We start from the raw sequence: 21,127 nt of genomic DNA, 5'->3' as shown, positions 1-21,127 counted from the left end.
CCCGGGGATCTCACCGTACGAGGACTCATGGCTTCAGCAGACTGTCGAGGAGACCCGAGACGCCGCCCGACGACGAACTCGGCTTGTCGTTGGTGCCGGCGGTTCCGCCACCGAGCAGGTTCTTCAGGCCGTCCGTGAGGCCGCCCAGCAGGCCCTTCTGCTCCGGCTGCTTGGACGGTGTCGTCGGCTGGGCCGGCGTGCTCTGCGTCGTCGCCGGTGCCGACGGGGGCGCCTGCACGGTGGCGCCGGGGTCCGACGGCTTCCGCTGCTTGGCGGTCGTGCCCTTCGACGACGCCTTCGGCAACGGATTGCCATCGTCATCGACGGGTCCACCCACCCCACCCAGGGGCGCGCCGCCGCCGAACAGACCGTCGAGGACGCCCCGCACGGTGTCGACGTTCACGTAGGCGCGGGCGCCGAGCGTGTTGCCGAGCATGTCCCGACCCGCCAGCCCGCGACCGCCGAGGTTCTGCGCGAACCACATCGCATCCTCGAAGGCACGAGCATCGAGGACGTCGAGCGAGGGCTTGAGATCGGCGGAGAACTGCTGGACGTTGGCCAGCGTCGGCGTGAGCGCCTGCAGCGGACCGGTGGCCTTGTTGCCGAGCTTCGTCAGCGACGGCGCGGCGGACTTTGCCGCCTTCAGGCTCGCCCGCGCCGACGACTCGAAGCCGGGCAGGGCGTCCAGGGTCTGCTCGAGCGGCTGGGCGGCGTTCTTGATGTCGACCGAGGCAGGACGCAGGTCCGTCGATGCCTGGCGCAGCTGGTCGAGCGTGCGGTTGAGCGCCTGCAGACCACCCGGCGCCGCATCCAGCGTGCTGGCGATCTTGTCGCGCCGGTCCGCCAGGGCCTTCAGGGTCGTGTCGGCCTGGTCGACGAGGCTCGCGAGCTGGTCCTTCTTCGGATCGATCGTGGCGGTCAGCTGGTCGCCGCGCGTGAGCAGCCGCTTCAGGGCGTCTCCCTCGTTCGCGATCTCGGTCACGAGCTGGCGCGCATCGTCCAGCGACGACGGCATCGCGGCGAGCAGCTTGGCGAGGTCCTTGCCGCGGTCGCCGAGCGCCGCGCCGAACTCGTTGACGAGGATCTTGATGCGCGTCTGGGTGTCGCCGTCGAACGTGTTGAGCACGTTGTCGAGCTCGACCGGAAGCTTCGATCGCGTCTTCGGGATCATCGTCCCGGAGGGCTCCGGGCGGTTGAGGTCGCCCACGTCGAGCGCGACGTAGCGCTCGCCCAGGAGGTCGGTGGGACGCACTTCGACCGACGCGTTGCGTCCGATCGTCACGCCGTCCTTCAGCTGCATCGACACGATCACGGTGTCGCGCTTTGTGACCTCGAGCTTCTTGACCGTGCCGCCGGGGACACCGGCGACCTTCACCGACGAGTTCGGACGGACACCGCCGGCGTTCGGGAGCTCCGCCTTGACGACGTAACCGTCGTCGCTGCCGGAGGTGAGGAGCAGGTAGACGACGACCACCACCACGATGGCCAGCAGCCCACTGGCGAGCTTGCGGGGATTCACGGCTGAACCTCCCGGTCCTTGGCGGGATTGAGAACGTCGGGCGTGATGTCGCACTCCGGCATCCACTGCGGATCATGGGCGCCGTATCCCGCAGGGCGCGGGTAGGCGTACTTCTTGCCCGAGATCGCGGTGAAGATCGCCGGGGTCAGCGGATCGGCGTGCAGCGACGCGGCCGAGGCCTGGACGCGGGCCCGGAGGCCGTGCAGGCGGATCTTGCCGTTTTCCATGCGACCGCGGTACGGGAACGGCTGGTTGAGGAGATCGGTCTCCACCGCGGCGTCCGCCGGGTTCTTGAGCTGGTACGTGGCGATCCAGCTGCCGAGGTTCACGAACGCCCCGCCGAGCTCCGGCGCGTACGGCGCCACGCAGTGCGCCATCGGCTCGAGCTCCTTGACGACGCGTCCGGTCTTCGCGAGGAACGGCTTCCCGTTCGTCAGCAGCGTGTTGAGCTCCGGGGCGACCTTCGTCGTCGTCCGGACGGTCGACAGCGCGGTGGGCACGATGCTCGAGAGGTTCTTCAGCGCTGGGGTCGCGGCCTTCGCGAGCGGCTTGAGGCGCTTCGCGCCCGGCTTGATGTCGCTCACGAGCTGCGTCAGCCCGTCCACGCTCCGGTCGACCTTCGCGAGCGTGGTCTTCGCCTCGACCATCGCCGGCTGCACGCCGTCCAGCGTCGTCTGCAGCTCCCGCGAGCGGTCCGCGAGCGCCTGGAAGGTCCGCGACGACACGGTGACGAGGTCGCTGACCTGCGGGGCGCGCGACGCGAGCACCTGGGTCAGCCGGTCGGCATTGGTGATGAAGCCCGACACGGCGACGCTGTCGCTGCCGAGGTCCTTCAGGAAGCCGTCGACCTGCTTGAGGCCGGGGCCGGCGGCCGCGATGCTGTCGTTCGCCTCGTCCTCGGTGCCGTCGGTGGCGTCGGCGACCCGCTGCGAGAGGCTCTTCGCGTCCTGCCGGGTCGCGGCGTTGGCCGTGTTGATCACGGCGTCGACGTCGACCGCCGGGCGCGTGTCCTTGGCGGCGATGATGCCGTCCTCGGAGATCTTCTTCGCGTTGGCCGGCCCGAGCTTCAGGTCGACGCGACGGGTACCGGAACCGATGGTGGTGCCGTAGCGGGACGTCGCGGTCGTGCCCTGCGGCAGCGGCCAGTACTTGTCGTCGATGCCGAGCTCGACGATCGAGCGACCGTCCTTGAAATCGACCTTCGAGATCTTGCCGGCGTCCAGGCCGTCGACCGCGACGTCCAGACCGGGCGTCAGGTTGAAGGCGGTCGGGAACGCGACCTTCACGTGATGGGGCTCCGACCGTGAGCCGACCACCCAGATGACGAACCACACCGCGGCGGCGGCAGCGATGATCGACCACGGATGGCCGATCACCCACCGGCCGCCGCGAACGGCGGGATTCGCGCCCCGCCGCCGGGGGGCCCGAGCCTTGCGGCTCGGACCCAGCTTGCGCAGGGGCGTACGCGTGTTGTCCTGATCAGGCACTTGGGTTCAGCCTCCGACGGGCAGCTTGGCGTCGGCGCCCCAGAAGAAGAACGTGAATCCTTCGTTCAGGACCATCGTCAGCACCAGGGCGACGACCATCGATCGGGCGGTGGCCTCACCGACTCCGACTGGTCCGCCCTTGGCGTTGAAGCCGTAGTACATGGCCGCGATCACGATCGCGACCCACATCACGAGCGTCTTGAAGTACGAGAAGAAGATCGACGGGGCATCCGTGAACGCCCAGTGGACCGACTCCCATGCTCCTCGGGAGATCTCGCCGATCTGGAACAAGATCACGAAGACCTCACCCAGGTAGAACAACACGAGACCGACGATGAAGATCGGCAGCGACACCAGGATGTTCGCCAACAGACGGGTCCCGACGAGATAGCGCATCGGGTTGATCCCCAGCGACTCCATCGCGTCGATCTCCTCGTTGATCCGCATCGACCCGATCTCGGCGACGTAGCCGCAACCGATCTTCGCGCCGACCATGTACGCGAACATGAACGGCGTCGCCTCACGAATCGGGCAGAGCGCCGAGAACACACCCGCGTACGACGAGGCGCCGTAGCCGCGCAGCACGTACACCGACTCGTTGCCGCACGTCAGACCGAACGTGAACTGCATCGCCCACAACACCAGCGCACTGCCGGTGATGAGCAGGGCGACCTGCCGCATGACCTCGGCGGAGTAGCGCAGCGTGCCACGCAGCTCCAAGAACGACCGGCCCGCGAACGAGCCCAACTGGCCGGCCTCGACCAGGATGTTCCTGACCGGGTCGACGAACCCGTTGGCGAACCGCTCCAAACCGGTCGGCGCGGACTTGCGTCCACCCGCGGGCTCGTACGGAGAGGGATTTGCTCCAGCTTCCATAGCTCTCTCCCAGCCCTAACGAAGGGTCGCGGTCTCCGGAAACGCACCCAGCAGGAGCGAATTCAGGAGGTAGTTGTAGACATAGACCGCGCAGAACGAGACGACGACGGCCTGGTTGACGGCCTTGCCGACCCCCGCCGCGCCACCCTTGGCGTTCATGCCCTTGTAACAGCAGACGACGGCGATGATGAACCCGAACGTCAAGACCTTCAGCGTGTTGAACACGACCTCAGCGATCGTGAAATTCGACGAGAACGTCGACACGTACCCCGCCGCCGTCTCGTTCCAGACCGCCATATCCGCGATCAACTGACCGACCAGCGAAATCGCCGTGTTCCAGTAGTTGAAGATCACCGTCATCACGCCAAGGGCAATGAAGCGCGGGACGAGCAGGACCTTCACCAGGTCGGTGCCCAGCACCGCGAGCGCGTCGAGCTCGTCACGAACCTTGCGCGCACCGAGGTCCGCACAGATCGCGGTGCCGGCCACACCGGCGACGACCATGCCGTTGATCCACGTCGCCAGCTCACGGACCGACGCCATCACCGCGAACGCGCCGAGACGATCGGTCGTCGCCAGCGTCGACAGGATCGAGCCGCCCGTGACACCCGGCGCGCCGTACGAGAACACCAGCGTGCAGAAGAGCAGCGGAATGAACGCGCGCTTCGTGACCAGCCAGCACTGCTCGATGAACTCCCCACCCCAGTTGTACGGCGGCGAGATCGCCGACTTCATGACCTGCAACGTCAGCAGCGTCATGCCGGTGAGCTGCTCAACCCAGCCCAACGGGCCGGTCAAACCCTTCGGCGGCTTCGGAGCCTCACGAAGGCCGCCTGGGAGCGCTCCGCGCTCCCGGATGGTTCCCGGACTGTCGCCGGTGACGGTAGCCACTAGGCCTGTCCGCTCAAGATCGTCATGGTCAATTTCCTCAGTTCGTGAAACGTGTCGTGTGACGCGTTCCCCACTAGAAAGCGACCGTACGGATAAGCAGGGCCTGAAGCCATCCTGCGGGGGGAGGGGATCCCTCCTCCCTTGGTCGTAGACGCCCTACGTCGGGCGTCCACGCCGCTTGCGTTCCGGAGCCGGATGTGAGCAGGACTCCGGGAAGGAATCCCCAGTGTGCAAAGCAGATTCGGCCCCGACGGCCGGATCCGGGCCCCGAGGAGACCGCCCCGGGGAGGGATCGAGGAGGAGGGAGAGACGGCCTCCCCCCTCCTCCTCCTCGGACCTGGCCGACTGGGGGAGACGGGCGTTCTGCGGCGGCCCGGTCGAGCGGTCGTGCGCGCGGCCCGGGGCGGGGCGGGGATCGGGCCCGATGGACGGATGAGCGGCGGGCGCAGGCCCGCGGCGGGCCCAGGGCCTACGAGGGGGCTGCCGGGCCGGTGAACGGGCCCGACACGGTCGGCGTGGGCCGGAACGCAGGACGGCCGAGGACTCTCGTCCCCGGCCGTCGGGTGCTGCGGTGCCTCCCCGGCGGGGAGGCGGGCGGATCAGGCCGCGGTGAGGGAGGCCGGGTCGAAGCCCTCCTCCCAGTAGTGCGGAGTGATGATCGGGAGGCCGAGCTGCTGGAAGATCGGGTTCTCGTTGAGGATCGTCGACTCGAGGACGATCTTGCCGGCGTCGTTGAACTGCAGGAAGGTCGAGCCCTTCGACGTCAGCGTCTTGCCCTCGACGGCGATGCCGCGGAAGGTCGCTGCGCCCTCGACGGCGTAGTCCCAGTGGATCAGGATGTGGCCGTTGCCCGGGAAGGCCTCGGTCACCGTCAGGGACTGCACGCCGAGACCGTTCTCGGTGTCCTTGTTGACGTACTGGGCGAGCTCCTCGTTGAACTCCTCCGTCGTCGTGACCGTGTCGCCGAGGTGGTCGTCGACCATGCGGGTCTCGATGGCGAAGTCCTCCTCGCCGGCGTAGAGCTCGCGGTGGGCGGCGAGGTCGCTGGTGCGGGTGGCCGCCCAGTTCTTCGCGAAGTCGATGTCGATGTTCGTCATCTCGGTGCCTCTCAGGCGTTGACGGCGGACGTGGCCTTGAACCGGGTCTTCTCGACGCCCGGGACCCCGACGGCGTTGAGGATGATCCCGGCGTCCCACCAGGAGGACTCGCGCGTGATCTTGCCGTCCGCGTCGTACTGGTGGAACGTGTGGCCCTGGGTGAAGAACGGCTTGTTCGTCACGTCGATGCCGATGAAGTTCTGGCAGTCCTCCGGCGTCCACTCCCAACGGATGAGGCCGGAGGTGCGGTCGCCCTCGTAGCCGCGGACCCGGAAGTTGTGCACGCCCAGGCCGTTCTCGCGGTCCTTGTTCGCGTACAGGACGAAGATGCGACCCAGGTCGCCCTTGTCGCGGATCTGGTACTGGTCGAGGATCGGGTCCTCGAACACGAAGTCGTCCGCGTACAGCTCGCAGATCGCCTCGGAGCTGTGGCGGAACGCCTTCAGCCACTTGATCGCAAACGCGTAATCCATGGGGTCTCTCCTTCGATGGGTCGGGAGGAGGTCCGCCGGCGCCCGAGCGCGACGAACCGCACACAGCGACCGTACGGCGGAGCACCCCCTCCCGCCGTCACTCCCCGGGATGATCCGTACTGCCCATCAGGGGGGGCGGGTGGGGGACCGCGGGAAAGCGCAGGTGGGGACGGCTCCTCCGGCACCGCGCCGAGCACGCGATCCGCGGACCGGCGGGCCCCGTCCCGTCCCGCCGGGACGTCGCCCCGGTCAGGCCACCGCGGCCCGCTGCGAGGCCCGGCTGACGGCGGCGATCTGGTCGAACGCCCCGGGGTTGGCGGCGGTGGAGAGGTCTCCCGGGCTGCCGCCGCCGGCGACCGAGCGAATCGCGCGGCGCATGACCTTGCCGGTCCGCGTGCGGGGCAGCTCGTCGACGCGGATCACCCGCGCAGGGGCGTACGGGTGCCCGAGCTCGCGCTCCACCAGGGCCGCCAGCGCGGGCGAGGCGTCGGCGGCCAGCGGGTCCGCCGGGCTCCACCAGCACCAGATGGCCTCGCCGCGGGCGGCGTCGGGGACCCCGATCACGGCGACCTCGGCGACGGCCTCGTGCGTGAGCACCACACCCTCGACCTCAGCTGGACCCACACGCTTGCCGTCGACGCCGATCGCCTCGTCGGAGCGGCCCAGCAGGTACCACTCGCCGTCGAGGTCGGCCTTCGCCCAGTCGCCCTGGCGCCAGACCTCGTGGTACATCGCCCAGTAGGTGGTGCGGTAGCCCTCCGGGTCGCCCCAGAGCCCGCGCGGCATCGACGGCCACGGCTGTCGGCAGACGAGTTCGCCGAGCTGGCCGCGGATCGGCCGGCCGACGCCGTCGAAGACGTCGACCTCCATCCCGAGCGCCGGGCCGCCCAGCGAGCAGGGGCGGATCCGCTCGACGACGTAGGGGGAGAGGAACGAGCCGCCGACCTCGGCCCCGCCCGAGACGTTGATGACGGGGGCGCGCTGGAGGCCCACCGTCCCGCTCAGCCAGCGGTAGGAGTCCTCGTCCCACGGCTCCCCGGTGGAGCCCCACGCCCGGACGGACGAGAGGTCGTGGGCGGCGTGCGCGTCGTCGCCGTAGGCGCGCAGCACGCGGGTCATCGCCGGCGACACGCCGACGACGGCGACCCGGTGCTCGTCGACGAGGCTCCACAGCCGGTCGGGCGTCGGCTCCGTCGCGCTGCCCTCGTAGAGCAGCAGCGTCCCGCCGACCGCGTGGGTCCCGACGGTGCTCAGCGGCCCCATCAGCGACCCCGGGTCGGCGGCCCAGAGGACGACGTCGCCGGGGCGGACGTCGAAGGCGTACGCGATCTCGGACGCCGCCTTGACGAGGAATCCGGCGTGGGTGTGGACGGCGCCCTTGGGCGGCCCGGTCGTGCCCGACGTGTACGCGAGCATGAGGCGGTCCTCCTCGCCCATCCACGCCGGCGGCTCGCCGGCGCGGTCCGCGCCGGCGGCGACGAAGGCGTCCCAGGTGACGTCCCGGGCGCGGCGGTGTGTCGGCCCCGTGGTGCCCGGCCGCTCGACGACCACGACCCGGTCCACCGAGTGGCAGAGGACGAGCGCCTCGTCGAGGTCCGCTTTGACCGGCCGCTGCTCGCCGTGGCGCCAGCGCCAGTCGGCGGTGATCACGAGCGCGGCCTGCGCGTCCTCGATCCGGTGGGCGAGGAACGCCGGCGACGCACCGACGCGCAGCGGGACGAAGAGCGCGCCGACCTTGGCGACGGCGTAGGCCGCGACGATGGCCTCGACGATCGCCGGCAGGTGGACGGCGACCGCGTCGCCGGGCTCCACGCCGCCGGCCCGCAGGCCCGCCGCGAGGGCGTCGATCTCCGCCGCGAGCTCGCGGAAGGTGAGGCTCCGCCGCGCGCCGTCCTCGGCCTCGTAGAGCAGGGCCGGGGCGTCGGCGCGCTCCGGGTCCGCCAGCCAGCGGTCGACGCAGGCCGCGGTGACGTTCATCCGGCCACCGGGGAACCAGGTGGTCCACGGGACGCCCGCCGAGCTGTCGTGGACCGCGGAGTAGGGCTCTTCGAAGGGGATTCCGAGGTCGTCGACCACGAGGCCCCAGAACCAGTCCACGTCGGCGACGGACTGGCGGCGGAGCTCGTCGATCGAACCGGACCCGGCCCGCTGCATCAGACGCGTGACGTTGGCCTCGGCGATCCGCTGCGGCGTCGGGACCCAGGCGAACTCTCCCATGGAGTCAATCTGCTCCCCATGTCCCGGCCGAACAACGCCCCGGGGGAGGACGGGGGTCCGCCGACCGGGGTACGAGCGAGCCCCCGGGGCACGGGCGGGTGGCCCGGCGGGCGCCGGGCGCGGCCGTGCTGCGCGCTGCCGCCGCTCAGGCGGTCGCGACGCCCGCCTTCGCCAGCGCCCGGAGCTGCTCGATGCGGTCCTCGACGGTCTCGCCGATCGGGTTGACCAGGACCTGCTCGACGCCGGCGTCGGCGTAGGCCTGCAGGCGCTCGCCGACGGTGTCCGGAGTCGCGACGAGGCAGACGGTGTCGATCAGCTCGGCGGGGAGGGCGGCCATGGCCTCCTCCTTCTTGCCGTCGAGGTAGAGGTCCTGGACCTCCTTGGCGGCCGCCTCGAAGCCGTACTTCTGGACGAGCGTGTTATAGAAGTTCTTCTCGCGCGAGCCCATGCCGCCGACGTAGAGGGCGAGCATCGGGCGCACGGCGTCGCGAGCCTTGTCGATGTCGTCCATGACGGCGGAGTAGCAGATGGGGGCGATCGCGATGTCCTCGACGGGGCGGCCGGCCTTCTCCGCGCCCTTCTCGAGCAGGCCCTTCGTGGCGCCGACGTTCTCGGGCGAGAACAGCACCGGGAGCCAGCCGTCGGCGACCTCGCCGCAGAGGGTCGTGTTCTGCGGGCCCAGCGCGGCGAGGTAGATCGGGATCTGGCGATCCTCGTACGTGTGGATCGTGAGCTTCAGCGGCTTGCCCGGGCCGTCGGGCAGCGGCAGCTGGATCGTCTTGCCGTCGTACTGGACCTTCTCGCGACGCCACGCCATGCGCAGCACGTCGATGTACTCGCGCGTGCGGGTGAGCGGCCGGTCGAAGCGGGCGCCGTGCCAGCCCTCCGCGACCTGCGGGCCGGAGGTGCCGAGGCCGAGGCGGAAACGGCCCTCGGTCAGCTGGTCGAGCGTCGCGCCCGTCATCGCGGTCATCGCCGCCGAGCGGGCGGGCATCTGGAAGACGCCCGAACAGACCTCGATCTTCGACGTCCGCGCCGCGATCCACGAGAGGATCGTCGGGGCGTCGGAGCCGTAGGCCTCGCCGACCCAGACGGACTGGAAGTCGAGATCCTCGGCCTCCTTCACCAGACGCATCTGGTCGTCGGCGTCGAGGCCGAGACCCCAATAGGCGATGTGGAGGCCGAGGCGCATGCTGAGGACGCTATCCGCGCGCCGGGATCCCGGGCTCCCCCCGATGGGAGCATCTCCATCCTCCGGACGGCCAGCCGGGCCGCGGACCCTCCGCCATGCGGCCCGCCGCGCCACTACGCTGCGGCCGATGCGCGCCCGGCCCCTTCCCGTCCTCGTCCTCCTCGCCCTCGCCGGCGCGACCGGTTGCGGCTCCGACGGCGACAAGCCCACGAAGACCGTGGCCGCCACGACCCAGGTGGTCCGCGGCTTCCAGTTCCGGTCGGTGATGCCCGCGGGCTGGACCGACGTGAGCGACCAGATCGCGGGCAGCTCATCGCAGGACCTCCCGTACGACCTCGCCCTCGGCGACCGGACCGCCCCGGGCTTCAAGCCCAGCCTCGTCGTCGCCCGCAAGCGCGGCGGGGCGATCGGGTCCTCGACGTTGCAGGAGATCGAGGCCACGATCCGGAAGACCGACCCCCCGGCCAAGGGCCAATCGGTCGACGACGCCAAGCCCCTGCAACTGGGACGCGTCGAGGCGTTGCAGAGCACGATCCGCGGCAAGCAGGACGGCAAGGCGCTGGAGACCCGGCGGATCATCGCCAAGCACGGCGGGACGCTGTACACGATCTCGTTCACCTCCGCCGTGGGCGACGCCCGCGCCGACGCGGCGCTCGCCCGACTGCTGTCCGGCTGGCGCTGGACGTCCTGAGCGGAGCCACACGCCCTGAGCGGAGCCACACGCGCGAGGTCGGTCCGGGCGCGCCGCGGTGGGAACGTACAACGGCACCCCGCCGATCATGTGAACGATCGTTCATGCGCGTGGTAGCGTGCCGCCGTGGACTTCCGTGACGATCCCGCCGATGCCGCCTTCCGCGAGGAGGTCCGTGCCTGGCTGACGACCGCGGTCGCGGACCAGCCGACCGATGCCCCCAACGCGTCGTTCGAGGAGCGCCTGCCGAACTTCCGGCGCTGGCAGCGCAAGCTCTACGACGCGGGCTACGCGGGGATGGCGTGGCCCGAGGAGGCCGGCGGCCGTGGGGCGAGCCTCCAGCAGCAGGCGATCTTCCGCGAGGAGGCCGACCGCGCCGGCGCGCCGGACCGCCTGAACACCGTCGGCGAGGACTTCGCCGGCCCCACGATCGTCGACCTCGGCACGCCCGAGCAGCGCTCGAAGATGCTGCACGCGATCCTGACCGGCGAGCAGATCTGGTGCCAGTTGTTCTCCGAGCCGGGCGCCGGGTCCGACCTGGCCGCGCTGGAGACGAAGGCCGAGCGCCGCGGCGACGACTGGGTGCTGAACGGGCAGAAGGTCTGGACCAGCCGCGCCCAGATCGCCGACTACGCGATCTGCCTCGCTCGCACCGGCGGCGGCCCGCGCCACAAGGGCATCACGTACTTCCTCGTCCCGATGGACCAGCCGGGCGTCGTGGTCCGCCCGCTCGAGCACATGCTCGGCGAGCCGGAGTTCAACGAGGTCTTCCTCGACGACGCGATCGTGCCCGACACCCTGCGGATGGGCGAGGTCGACGGCGGCTGGAAGGTCGCGATGGCGACCCTCGGCTACGAGCGCCTGACCCTGGCGACCGGCCGCGTGAACGTCGCGCGCCTGGTCCGGCAGCTCGTCGACGAGATCCGCGACGGCGAGGACACCGACGGGAACCCCCTGGTCGAGGACGCCGGCGTCCGCCGGAAGGCGGCGGCGCTCTACGGCCGCACCGCGATCCAGCAGATCAACGCCAAGCGCCTGATCACGAAGCTCGCCGACGGGACCGCCGGGGCCGAGGCGTCGATCGCGAAGCTCTTCACCGGACCGCTCGTCGAGGACATGGCCGACTTCGCCGTCGACCTGCACGGCCTGGCCGGCCAGCTCGACCCGTTCGTCGACGAGGACGCCGAGGCTGCCGCGTGGCTGCGCCTGTCGTACCAGGGCCGCGGCACCTCGATCGCGGGTGGCACGACCTTCATCCAGCGCAACATCGTCGCCGAGCGCGTGCTGGGGCTCCCGCGGGGCTGAGGATCGCGGGGGCCGGGACGGGCCTCAGCAACTGCCCTGGCAGCCGCCCCAGTCGCGGGCGCTGGTGCGCAGGAGGTCGCTCTTGATCAGCGGGACGTTGACGTGGGACGCGGTGCCGGAGCTGCGCTGGACGTAGGTCGTGCCGCCGAGCAGCTTCAGGAGGTCCGACGGCGGCGGCGTGAGCGCCGGGGCCGCGTTCGTGTCGATGGTGAGCCGCAGCCGGTGTCCGGCCTTCAGACGGGCGAGGACGGGGTTGACCTCCACGTCGACCCGGGCCACGCGCCCGACGGGCATCGGGCTGCGCGACGCCCGCGTGAACGGGTGGAACGGGCGGACGAGCTTGCCGTCGACGACCCAGTCCCGGGAGTCGTCGTTCGCGCGGAACGACCCCTCCTGCGCGCCGATCGTCACCGGCGTCGCGGTGCCGTCGGGCGCGACGTCCTGGAGCGTCAGGACGGTCAGCGTCTCGGGCCGGGTGGCCCGTTCGTAGAGCGTCGCGTTGATCGGCCCGGCGATCGAGGTGTCCTCGGTCATGGGCTCGCTCGTGTAGGTGAGCTGTCTGGGTGCGAGCGCCCGCTCGTCCTTCAGGCAGGTGTTCAGGGCGCTGCCCTCGAAGAGGCCGAGCTTGCCGGCTACGAGCGCCTCGGCACCGCCGATGTACTGCGACGTCGCCCGCGAGCAGACGGGCGGCACGGGGTCGTACGGCAGGCCGTCCTCGCCCGTGGGCGCGGTGGGGCGGTCGTCGCGCAGCCGTCCGTCGTTGATCGAGTCGACCGTGTGGCTGCGCCCGCCCTCAAGGAACAGGGTGCGGACCTTCGCTCCGCGGATCGGCCAGCGACCGGTGTCGACCCAGCGGTTTGATCCCAGCTCGAACAGGTGCAGCGGCGTCTTCTCCGCCTGCGCGCCCGTGTCGCGGCCCTTGAGGTAGGCGTCGAACCAGCGCAGCGCGTTGACGATGTTGGTCGAGTCGCTGTCGATGAAGCCCCCGGCGAGGTGGTAGTACGGGCCCTGGATCAGCTGGAACTTCGGGGACAGGCGCTGCGTCAGCGACATCGGCTGGTCGACGGGGAGGCCCGCGGCGGCGTTCTGGAGCCCGGCGTAGTTCAGGGGCTCTCCGCGCTGGAAGTAGTCCGCCCAGCCGCCGACCAGGAGCGTCGCGACGTCGTTCTTCACGATCCGGTCCAGGCCGTTGCCCGGCGAGCGGGACTCCCAGTAGTCGCTGTTGAAGCGCCGGTCCCCGTCGAGCAGCAGCTCCTGAAAGAACGGTCCGCTGACGCGCAGCGGATCGGTGAACTTCGACGTGTACGCCTTCAGGGCGCGGGCGGGATCGGACCCCAGATCCGACGGCGGCAGCAGGTTGCCCGCGGCGCGGGCGCCGGCGAAGAAGCCGGCGAGCCCGACCAGCGCCGGGACGCCGCCGACCCCGACGGTCTCCCGGTAGAGGTTGTTCGACGCCACGATGGGCACGATCGCCTTCAGCGGCGAGTCCGGACCCACCTCCGCGGCGACGAGCAGCTGGTAGATGCCGAGGTAGGACGCCCCGTACATCCCGACCGTCCCCGTGCTGCCCTCGAGCTTCGACGCCCAGCGGACCACCTCCGGGCCGTCGGCCACCTCGCGGGCGTCGAGCGTGTTGTACTCGCCGTCCGACGAGCTCGACCCGCGGCTGTCGACCATGACGTGGATGTAGCCGGCCTTGACGAGCGCCTGCTCCGGATCCGTCAGAAGCTCCGACACCGCCTTGTTGTACGGCGTGACCGTCACGACCACGGGGAACCGCTCCCCGGGCGCGCCCCCGGTCGGTCGCCGGACGTCGGCGAGCAGCGTCGCACCGTCGGACATCCGGATCGGGACGCTGTCCTGCGTCGCCACGCCGTAGGTCGCTGACGCGGCGTCCGCCGCCGCCGGTCCCGCGCCCCAGGCGAGGACCGCCATCGTCGCCACCCCCAGGGAGCAGCGGATTGCTCGCAAGGCACGCACACCACGCATAGCGGACACCGTACAGCCCGCGGCCGCCCCCCAGGTGATCCATCCGCACGCCCAGACCGCTCCGCGCGGGCGGCCCGCGCGGAGCCGAGGTCCGACGTACACCCCGACCCGAGAAGCTCGGGTCGGGGCCGCGCCCTCAGTTGCCGCGGTAGGGCGAGAAGTCCGGCTTGCGCTTCTCGTTGAAGGCGTGGATGCCCTCCTTGGCCTCGTCCGACTCCGTGAACATCTTCAGGGTCGTGAACGCGGCCTGGCCGATCGCGGCGAACTGCTCGGTGTCCTGGTTGAAGGACTGCTTGAGCACCTTCAGCGCGGTCGGGGAGAGCGAGACGATCTCGTCGGCCCACTTGCGGACCTCGGCCTTCAGCTGGTCGCCCGGGACGACCGCGTTGACGAGGCCCCACTCCAACGCCTGCTGGGCCGTGTACTGACGGCAGAGGAACCAGATCTCGCGGGCGCGCTTCTCGCCGACGACGCGGGCGAGGTAGCTCGAGCCGAAGCCGGCGTCGAACGAGCCGACGCGCGGGCCGACCTGGCCGAAGCGGGCGTGCTCGGCGGCGATCGTCAGGTCGGAGAGCACGTGCAGGACGTGGCCGCCGCCGATCGCGAAGCCGTTGACGGCCGCGATGACCGGCTTCGGGGTGTCGCGGATCGCGCGGTGCAGCGAGTCGATCTCGAAGAGGCCGCTGTTGGAGGGGCCGTAGTCGCCCGTCTCCTCGCGCTGCTTCTGGTCGCCGCCCGTGGAGAACGCCTTGTCGCCGGCGCCCGTCAGCGCGACGACGCCGACGTCACTGGACGCCCAGGCAGTCTTGAACGCCAGGACGAGCTCGTCGACCGTCTGCGCGCGGAACGAGTTCAGCCGCTTGGGCCGGTTGATCGTGATGGTCGCGAGACCGTTCTCCACCTCGTAGGTGATGTCCTCGAAGTCCGTCATGGGCTCTCCTCTCGTCGGAAACTGCTCGGGAGCAGACCCTACAGAAACGATGTGAACGATCGTTAGATCGACGGCGCGCCGCCGTCGAGAGCCACAACGGCCCCGACCCCCTTGGCAACGGCCACTGGATGCCGTCCCAACGGCGCCCGAACCGGTTCCCCGGTAGCCGTGAACGATCGTTATGGTGCCTGCCATGCGCGTCACGCTCACCGACGAACAGGAGTTCCTCCGCGAGGCCGTCCACGGGACGATCGAGCGGCACGCGCCCCTGGCCGCGATCCGCCGCTGGGCGCTGAACCGCGAGGGGGACGACCTGTCCGGGCTCGTGGGCGAGCAGGGCTGGCTCGGGATCGGCGTCGCGGAGGACGCCGGCGGCGAGGGCGGCGGCGTCGTCGAGCGCGCGCTGGTGGCCGAGGAGCTCGGCCACGGCAGCGTCCCCGACGCGCCGCTGTGGTCCGCGACGCTCGCCGCGCTCGTGCTCGCCGGCGCGGGCGACGCGGCCGGCGCCGAGACGGCCCTGGACCCCGACGCCGCCGTCGCGCTTCTCGCCGACGCGCGCCGGCCGCTGGACCGGCCCGTCGCGATCGACGTCGCCGGCGGCAGCGCCACGGTCGACGTCGACTTCGTCCCGCTGCCCGGCGCGCCCGCCGCGGCCACGACCTTCGTGGCGCTCGTCGCCGACGACGCCGGCGGCTTCACGGTCGTGCGCATCCCGGGGGCCGGCGCCACGCTGACCCCGCGCGTGCTGACCGACCACACGCGCCCGCTGTACCGCGTGACGCTCGCGGACGCCGCGGTCGAGGAGGTCGGACCGCTGTCCGCCGCGCAGGCCGAGCGGCTGACCGCCGAGGTCGCCGTGCTCGTCGCCGCCGACGCCCTGGGCGCCGCGCAGTGGCTGCTCGACACGACCGTCGCGTACGTCAAGGAGCGCAAGCAGTTCGGCGTCGCCGTCGGGTCCTTCCAGGCCGTCAAGCACTACGCCGCCCAGATGGTCGTCCCGATCGAGGCCACGCGCGCCGCGGTGAGCTACGCCGCGTGGGCGCTCGACGAGGGCGAGGACGACGCGCTCCTGCACGCCTGGATCGCCAAGGCCTACGCCGCCGACAACCTCAACGACGTCGCCGACAAGGCGCTGTTCCTGCACGGGGCCATCGGCTACACGTGGGAGCACGACCTGCAGCTGCCGTTCAAGCGGATCCGGGCAGACGCCCGGATCGGCGGCTCCGCGGCGTCGTACCACGACCGCGTCGCCGCGCTCGCGGGCCTGACCACCACGCCCGTGACCGCGGGCTGAGCACCGTCCCGCCGGCGCCTGCGACCCCGAGCGACGCGGGTACCCTGTGGCTGTGACGCGACAACGCAAGATCCTGGACGTGGCGGCGCAGCTGTTCCACGAGCGGGGCTTCCACGGCGTCGGGATCGACGAGATCGGGCGCCGGGCCGGGGTCAGCGGGCCCGCCGTCTACCGGCACTTCAAGGGCAAGGACGAGATCCTCGCGACGGTCTTCGACGAGGCCATGGACCTCGTCACCGTCCGGCCGAACGGGGAGTTCGCCACCCCGCGGGACGAGCTGGACTTCCTGATCCGCGCCCACGCGAGCTTCGTCGTCGACCACCGGGCGCTGGTCTCGGTCTTCGCGCACGAGCACCGCTTCCTCGTCGACCCCTGGCGCCGCCTCTTCACGCGGCGCATGCGCGACCACGCCGCGTACTGGGAGGAGACGATCGCCCGCTGCTACCCGGACGCGTCGCCCGAGGCCGTCGCGATCGGCTCGCAGGCCGCGATCGGCCTGCTGCACTCGGTCGTCTACTGGCCGGCGCAGACGCGCAGCGCCACGGACCTCGTCGAGTGGCTCGTGCGGCTCGTGCTCGACGGGCTCGACGCCCTGTCGGTGCCGGCGGGCGCCACGGCGCCCGCGCGGCCGTCGTCCGCCGCCTGAGTCCGGGACGACCGGGACGGGCCAGGTCTCGGGGCCGGGCGCGGATCGCGCCGAGGCCCGGTGTGGACCGATCGGACGCGCGAGGACGTCCGGTGCCCGCGCGCGATCGGGGCCCGGACCCGCCCCCGCGGCGGCCACGTCATCCCTTGAGGCGAGAGATTCGTCCGATGGGATGACGACCCGCAGCTGCCCGCGCCCTACGGTGTCATCGTCCCGCGCCGTTCGTGTGCGCTCGGACACGCCAAGGAGCAGCGATGAGACTCGAACAGCCGGTGACCCGGCCACTGAACCTGACGGCCCAGGACTTCTTCACGTACGGCAGCTGGATCCTGACGATCGCCGTCCTGGTCTTCACGTTCGTCCTGTGGAAGCGCGAGAAGACCTGGTACTACACGGCCATCATCGCCGCCGCGATGGTCGGGGCCTTCGGCGAGCCGCTCTACGACGAGATGATGATGCTGTACTTCTACAGCGTCGATCACGGCGGGACCTTCGTCCTGCAGTCGACCTTCACGGCGTTCGACGTCCCGCAGCCCAACTGGGCGCACAGCGGCTACGCGCTCCTCTACGGCTTCCCCGCCGTCTACATCGCCCGGTCGATCCACCTGGGCACGATGACGAAGAAGAAGCTCTACATCGTCGCGGGCTGCTCGCTGCTGGAGTCCATCGCCTTCGAGGTCATCGGGACGAGCTCGGGCGCCTACACCTACTGGGGCCCGCACGTCTTCCGCATCTTCGAGTACCCGCTCGTGATCGGCATGCTCGAGATGGCGCAGGTGATGGTCTTCGCGGTCGCCGCGGCCGAGCTGCGCAAGCGCGCCCGGGAGCCGTGGCAGCTGGCCGCGATCTTCCTGATCTTCCCGATCACGTTCGTCGGCGTGAACTACGGCGGCGGCATGGCGATGATCGTCGGCCTCCACGCGGAGAACACGACCGAGTTCATCCGCTACGCGACGACGCTCATCAGCATGGGCTGCGCGGTCCTGATCGTGCGCCTCGCCGCGTCGTTCCTGCCCGACAGCGTCGCCGCCCCCGTGCCCGCCCGCGCGGCGACCGGGACCGGCGCCCCGGCGCGCGAGGCGGTCGCGGCCGACTGACCCCGTAGGCACCGGGCGCCACCGCGCCCGGCACCGTCCACGAGACCGCCCTCCGGGGCGGTCTCGTCGTTCCCGGCCCGGTCCACGGTCCAGGGCCCGCCCGTATAGTGCGCCCAGGATGGAGGCCGGAGGCCAGGCGGGCGACGACGACGCCACGGCCGCGGAGCGGACGGCGCGACTCGACGCGGTCGACGAACGGGCGCGGCGCGTCCTGCGGACGCCCGAGCACCGCGCCGCGGAGGACCTCGCCGCCGCCGCCGCCGAGCTCGCCGCGAGCACCCGGACGCGCGGCACGCAGTCCCGGCGCGAGATCGAGTCGCGCCTCGCGGCCCTGCGGCGCGTGCACGACGCGCTCGGGCGCCTGGAGACCGCCCGCTCCGTCGACGACCTGCTCCCGATGGCGGCGGAGGAGCTGGCCGCCGCGGGCGGGTTCGACCGGACCGTCGTCTCCCGCCGGCGCGGCGAGACGTGGCGGGCGGAGGCCGTGTGGCTCTCCCCGGACCTCGACCCCGGGATCTCGGCCGCGACGGAGCGCTACCTGCGGGAGACGTGGATCCCGATCGGCCCGAAGGCGCTCGAGGCGGACCTGATCCGGCGCCGGTCGGCCGACCTCGTCATGGCCGGGGACCCGCGCACCACCCCCGAGCTGATGGCCGTGTCGCAGAGCCCCGGCTACGTCGCCGCGCCCGTCATGCCGACGGGCGCCGTCATCGGCTTCCTGCAGGCCGACCGGGTCGGCCGCGTCGTGACGGCGCTCGACCGCGACGTCCTCTGGACGTTCGCCGAGGGGTTCGGGTTCGTCTTCGAGCGCGTCGCCCTCGGGGAGCGGCTCGACACGCAGCTCGCCCGCGTCCGGGCGGCGTTCCGGTCGGCCGAGGACGGCCTGGCCGCGCTGTCGGCCGCCGAGCACGATGTCTTCCGGCACGCGCTGCGACCCGCGACCCCGGCGTCCTCCCCCGCCCCGACGGTCACCGGGACGCCCCTGACCGGACGCGAGCGCGAGATCCTCGACCTGATGGTCACCGGCGCGACGTACGCCGCGATCGCCGAGCGCCTCGTCGTCGGCGAGACCACCGTGAAGTCCCACGCGCACGTCGTCCTGCGCAAGCTCGGGGCGACGAGCCGCGCCGACGCGGTCGCGCGGCACCTGCGGTCGTCCGTCCCGCCGGCGGGACGCCCGTGAGCGGTCCCGGCGCCGCGCGTGCCGACAAGCTCGTCGCCCGGGCGGACCGGCTGGAGCGCCGCGCCGACGCGCTCGCCGGGGACGCGCCGGACCACGGGACGCCGGAGCGGGACGAGCTCGACGGCGACGCCGTGTCCCTCCGCGCCGAGCGTCTCGCCGACCGGATCGCGACGGCCCTCGGGGTGCTCGCCCGGGCGGGGTCCGCGACGACCGACCCGGTCCCGCCGGGCGACGACGTCGCGCCGCGATCCGGCGACGCGACGAAGCTCGCGCGCCTGTCGGTGGAGGCCCACGAGCTGGCGCTCGAGGCGCACGCCTTCGAGGCCGCGGCCGCCCGCCGACGCGTGACCTCGTGCGAGCGCGGACTGACGCGCATGCGGACCATCACGACCGCGGCGGAGCTGCTCGACGCCGTGTGCGACGAGGTCGCGGACTCCTGCGGCTTCGAGCGCGTGCTGCTCTCGCGCGTCGACGACGACGCGTGGTCCCCCTGGATGGTCAACGCGGCCGTCCGCGACGCCCCGTGGTGGCGCGCGTGGGACGAGCGGCCCATCCCCGTCACGGAGGTGCCGTTCGAGTCCCAGCTGGTCGCGGAGCACCGCCCGGGCCTGGTGACCGACACGTCCGACGCCGGCGCGCATCGGTTCTTCCACGAGGGACGCTCGTCCTCGTACGTCGCGGCGCCGATCGCGGCGTCGGGGACGGTGGTCGCCTTCCTCCACGCCGACCACGACTCCGACGCCCGCTGCGACGCCATCGACCGCGACCTCCTCTGGATGTTCGCGGAGGGGTTCGCGCACCTCTTCGAGCGGGCGGCGCTGACCGAGAGCATGCGGCACCAGCGCGACGAGGTCCGGGCCGTCCTCGCGGACGTCGACGCGGCGATGGCGGCGATGACGGAGACCGAGCTGCGGCTCGCGCGCCCCGGCCTGGCCGACGACGACCCCGTCGAGCCGGAGCCGTCCACCCCCGAGCGGGCCCGTCGCCTCGCCGCGCTGACGCCACGGGAGCACGAGGTCCTCGCGATGATCGCGTCCGGGGCCCGGAACGCCGAGATCGCCCGGGCGCTCGCGATCTCCGACCCCACGGTGAAGACCCACGTCCGCCGGGTCCTCGCGAAGCTCGGCGTCCGCAACCGGACCCAGGCGATCGCGTGGGTCATGGGCGACGGCCGTCCGGCCTCGCCCTGACCGGGCGGCGGGCCCAGAAGCGGCGCAGGGACGGATGCGGCCCGGTCCGCCCGCCGCCCACCCGTCCGGGGGGAGCACCCCTGCGGCGGGCCCCCCGCAGGCGGGGGAAGCCTCCGGCGCCGGGGGGACGGAGCGCGGTCGGCGGTGATCGCGCGGTTATCGTCCCGAGCGCTCCGCGCCGTGGGTCCGGAGCACGCGGGGCCGGCGCCGTCAGCGGCGCGCGTCCCCGGAGCGAACCGACGTGGAGGACGAGATGAGCAACGAGACGGTGGCGATCCTGGGCGGGACCGGGAACCTGGGCTTCGGCCTGGCGGTCCGGCTGGCGAAGGCCGGGGTGCCGATCGTGATCGGCTCGCGCGACGCGGGCCGCGCACAGGAGGCCGCCGAGCGCGCCCTCGCGATCGTCCCCGGCGCCGACGTCACGGGCGACGAGAACGGCGCCGCGGCCGCCGCCGCCGGCAAGATCGTCGCGATCACGGTGCCGTACGCCTCGTCCGCGAGCACCGTCAAGAGCGTCGCCGAGTCGCTGCGCGAGGACCAGATCGTGCTCGACGTCACCGTCCCGCTCGGCCCCGCCGTCGGCGGCAAGCCCACGCAGCTGATCGGCGTCTGGCAGGGCTCCGCCGCCCAGCAGACGCAGTCGCTCGTCCCCAAGGGCGTGCGCGTCGTCTCCGCGCTGCACACCATCGACGGCGCGTCGCTGACCGACCTCGACGCCCAGCTGGACCAGGACACCCTCGTCTGCGGCGACCGCAAGGCCGACAAGGAGCCCGTCATCGAGCTCATCAACAAGATCGGCTCGGGCCTGCGCCCGGTCGACGCCGGGCGCCTCGAGATGTCCCGCATCGTCGAGGGCCTCACGCCGCTGCTGATCGGCATGAACATCCGCTTCAAGGCCCACTCCGGCATCAAGATCACCGGGGTCTGAGACCCGGCGGGGCGGCCGAATGCGACGTCCGCTTCGGACGTCGCACGCACGACGCCCTCGGCGCGCACTACGGGGCGAACGGTCCGGACCTGATCGAGTTCCCCGACTACCTGGGCGAGGG

Annotated in this window: 18 protein-coding genes; 8 read left to right on the top strand and 10 right to left on the bottom strand. The window is 71.9% G+C overall.

What is annotated here, in order from left to right; translation table 11 throughout:
* Positions 1 to 25: 25 nt before the first annotated feature.
* From AB0L40_RS14365 to AB0L40_RS14330, 8 genes are all read right to left on the bottom strand, one after another.
* Positions 26 to 1,519, bottom strand: a complete 1,494-nt coding sequence (locus AB0L40_RS14365) for an MlaD family protein (protein WP_364355441.1) — start codon at positions 1,517 to 1,519, stop codon at positions 26 to 28.
* On the bottom strand, positions 1,516 to 2,895 hold the full coding sequence (locus tag AB0L40_RS14360) for an MlaD family protein (protein WP_364355438.1): 1,380 nt from the start codon (positions 2,893 to 2,895) through the stop codon (positions 1,516 to 1,518). The genes AB0L40_RS14365 and AB0L40_RS14360 overlap by 4 nt, the downstream gene beginning before the upstream one ends.
* 117 nt (positions 2,896 to 3,012) lie before the next feature.
* Complete coding sequence (locus AB0L40_RS14355) at positions 3,013 to 3,882, bottom strand: ABC transporter permease (protein WP_364355435.1); 870 nt, start codon at positions 3,880 to 3,882, stop codon at positions 3,013 to 3,015.
* Between the two features lie 15 nt (positions 3,883 to 3,897).
* A complete protein-coding gene (locus tag AB0L40_RS14350) occupies positions 3,898 to 4,641 on the bottom strand; it encodes an ABC transporter permease (protein ID WP_364355433.1) in 744 nt (247 codons plus the stop codon).
* Positions 4,642 to 5,372: 731 nt separating this feature from the next.
* Positions 5,373 to 5,870, bottom strand: coding sequence for a hypothetical protein (locus AB0L40_RS14345; protein ID WP_364355430.1), 498 nt, complete (start codon positions 5,868 to 5,870; stop codon positions 5,373 to 5,375).
* Positions 5,871 to 5,881: 11 nt separating this feature from the next.
* Positions 5,882 to 6,343: a nuclear transport factor 2 family protein gene (locus AB0L40_RS14340; RefSeq protein ID WP_364355427.1), complete on the bottom strand. Its 462-nt coding sequence runs from the start codon at positions 6,341 to 6,343 to the stop codon at positions 5,882 to 5,884.
* Positions 6,344 to 6,592: 249 nt separating this feature from the next.
* On the bottom strand, positions 6,593 to 8,560 hold the full coding sequence (locus AB0L40_RS14335; protein WP_364355424.1) for an AMP-binding protein: 1,968 nt from the start codon (positions 8,558 to 8,560) through the stop codon (positions 6,593 to 6,595).
* A gap of 145 nt (positions 8,561 to 8,705) precedes the next feature.
* Complete coding sequence (locus tag AB0L40_RS14330) at positions 8,706 to 9,752, bottom strand: LLM class F420-dependent oxidoreductase (protein WP_364355421.1); 1,047 nt, start codon at positions 9,750 to 9,752, stop codon at positions 8,706 to 8,708.
* Positions 9,753 to 9,879: 127 nt separating this feature from the next.
* Between AB0L40_RS14330 and AB0L40_RS14325 the strand changes: the two genes are divergently transcribed.
* Positions 9,880 to 10,443 carry a hypothetical protein gene (locus AB0L40_RS14325; RefSeq protein WP_364355418.1) on the top strand — a complete coding sequence of 188 codons (564 nt, stop codon included), beginning with the start codon at positions 9,880 to 9,882 and terminating at the stop codon, positions 10,441 to 10,443.
* Positions 10,444 to 10,569: 126 nt separating this feature from the next.
* Positions 10,570 to 11,748: an acyl-CoA dehydrogenase family protein gene (locus tag AB0L40_RS14320; RefSeq protein ID WP_364355415.1), complete on the top strand. Its 1,179-nt coding sequence runs from the start codon at positions 10,570 to 10,572 to the stop codon at positions 11,746 to 11,748.
* Positions 11,749 to 11,772: 24 nt separating this feature from the next.
* Here AB0L40_RS14320 and AB0L40_RS14315 read toward each other — a convergent pair whose 3' ends face one another.
* Positions 11,773 to 13,737, bottom strand: coding sequence for a CocE/NonD family hydrolase (locus AB0L40_RS14315; RefSeq protein ID WP_364355408.1), 1,965 nt, complete (start codon positions 13,735 to 13,737; stop codon positions 11,773 to 11,775).
* Between the two features lie 136 nt (positions 13,738 to 13,873).
* A complete protein-coding gene (locus AB0L40_RS14310; protein ID WP_364355405.1) occupies positions 13,874 to 14,668 on the bottom strand; it encodes an enoyl-CoA hydratase-related protein in 795 nt (264 codons plus the stop codon).
* Between the two features lie 193 nt (positions 14,669 to 14,861).
* Here AB0L40_RS14310 and AB0L40_RS14305 point away from each other — a divergent pair, with 193 nt between their 5' ends.
* From AB0L40_RS14305 to npdG, 6 genes are all read left to right on the top strand, one after another.
* Complete coding sequence (locus AB0L40_RS14305) at positions 14,862 to 15,962, top strand: acyl-CoA dehydrogenase family protein (RefSeq protein WP_364355402.1); 1,101 nt, start codon at positions 14,862 to 14,864, stop codon at positions 15,960 to 15,962.
* Positions 15,963 to 16,014: 52 nt separating this feature from the next.
* Positions 16,015 to 16,608 (top strand): TetR/AcrR family transcriptional regulator, encoded by a 594-nt coding sequence (locus AB0L40_RS14300; RefSeq protein ID WP_364355399.1) that lies wholly within the window; start codon positions 16,015 to 16,017, stop codon positions 16,606 to 16,608.
* 254 nt (positions 16,609 to 16,862) lie between these two features.
* A complete protein-coding gene (locus AB0L40_RS14295; protein ID WP_364355396.1) occupies positions 16,863 to 17,705 on the top strand; it encodes a hypothetical protein in 843 nt (280 codons plus the stop codon).
* Between the two features lie 118 nt (positions 17,706 to 17,823).
* Positions 17,824 to 18,888 carry a LuxR C-terminal-related transcriptional regulator gene (locus AB0L40_RS14290; protein WP_364355393.1) on the top strand — a complete coding sequence of 355 codons (1,065 nt, stop codon included), beginning with the start codon at positions 17,824 to 17,826 and terminating at the stop codon, positions 18,886 to 18,888.
* Positions 18,885 to 20,078, top strand: coding sequence for a helix-turn-helix transcriptional regulator (locus AB0L40_RS14285; RefSeq protein WP_364355390.1), 1,194 nt, complete (start codon positions 18,885 to 18,887; stop codon positions 20,076 to 20,078). The genes AB0L40_RS14290 and AB0L40_RS14285 overlap by 4 nt, the downstream gene beginning before the upstream one ends.
* Positions 20,079 to 20,331: 253 nt before the next feature.
* Complete coding sequence (npdG, locus tag AB0L40_RS14280) at positions 20,332 to 21,006, top strand: NADPH-dependent F420 reductase (RefSeq protein ID WP_364355387.1); 675 nt, start codon at positions 20,332 to 20,334, stop codon at positions 21,004 to 21,006.
* The last annotated feature ends 121 nt before the right edge of the window (positions 21,007 to 21,127 follow it).

Source organism: Patulibacter sp. NPDC049589 (genome assembly GCF_040675535.1).
Classification (GTDB): domain Bacteria; phylum Actinomycetota; class Thermoleophilia; order Solirubrobacterales; family Solirubrobacteraceae; genus Patulibacter.
This window is presented reverse-complemented; position numbering and strand designations above follow the sequence as displayed.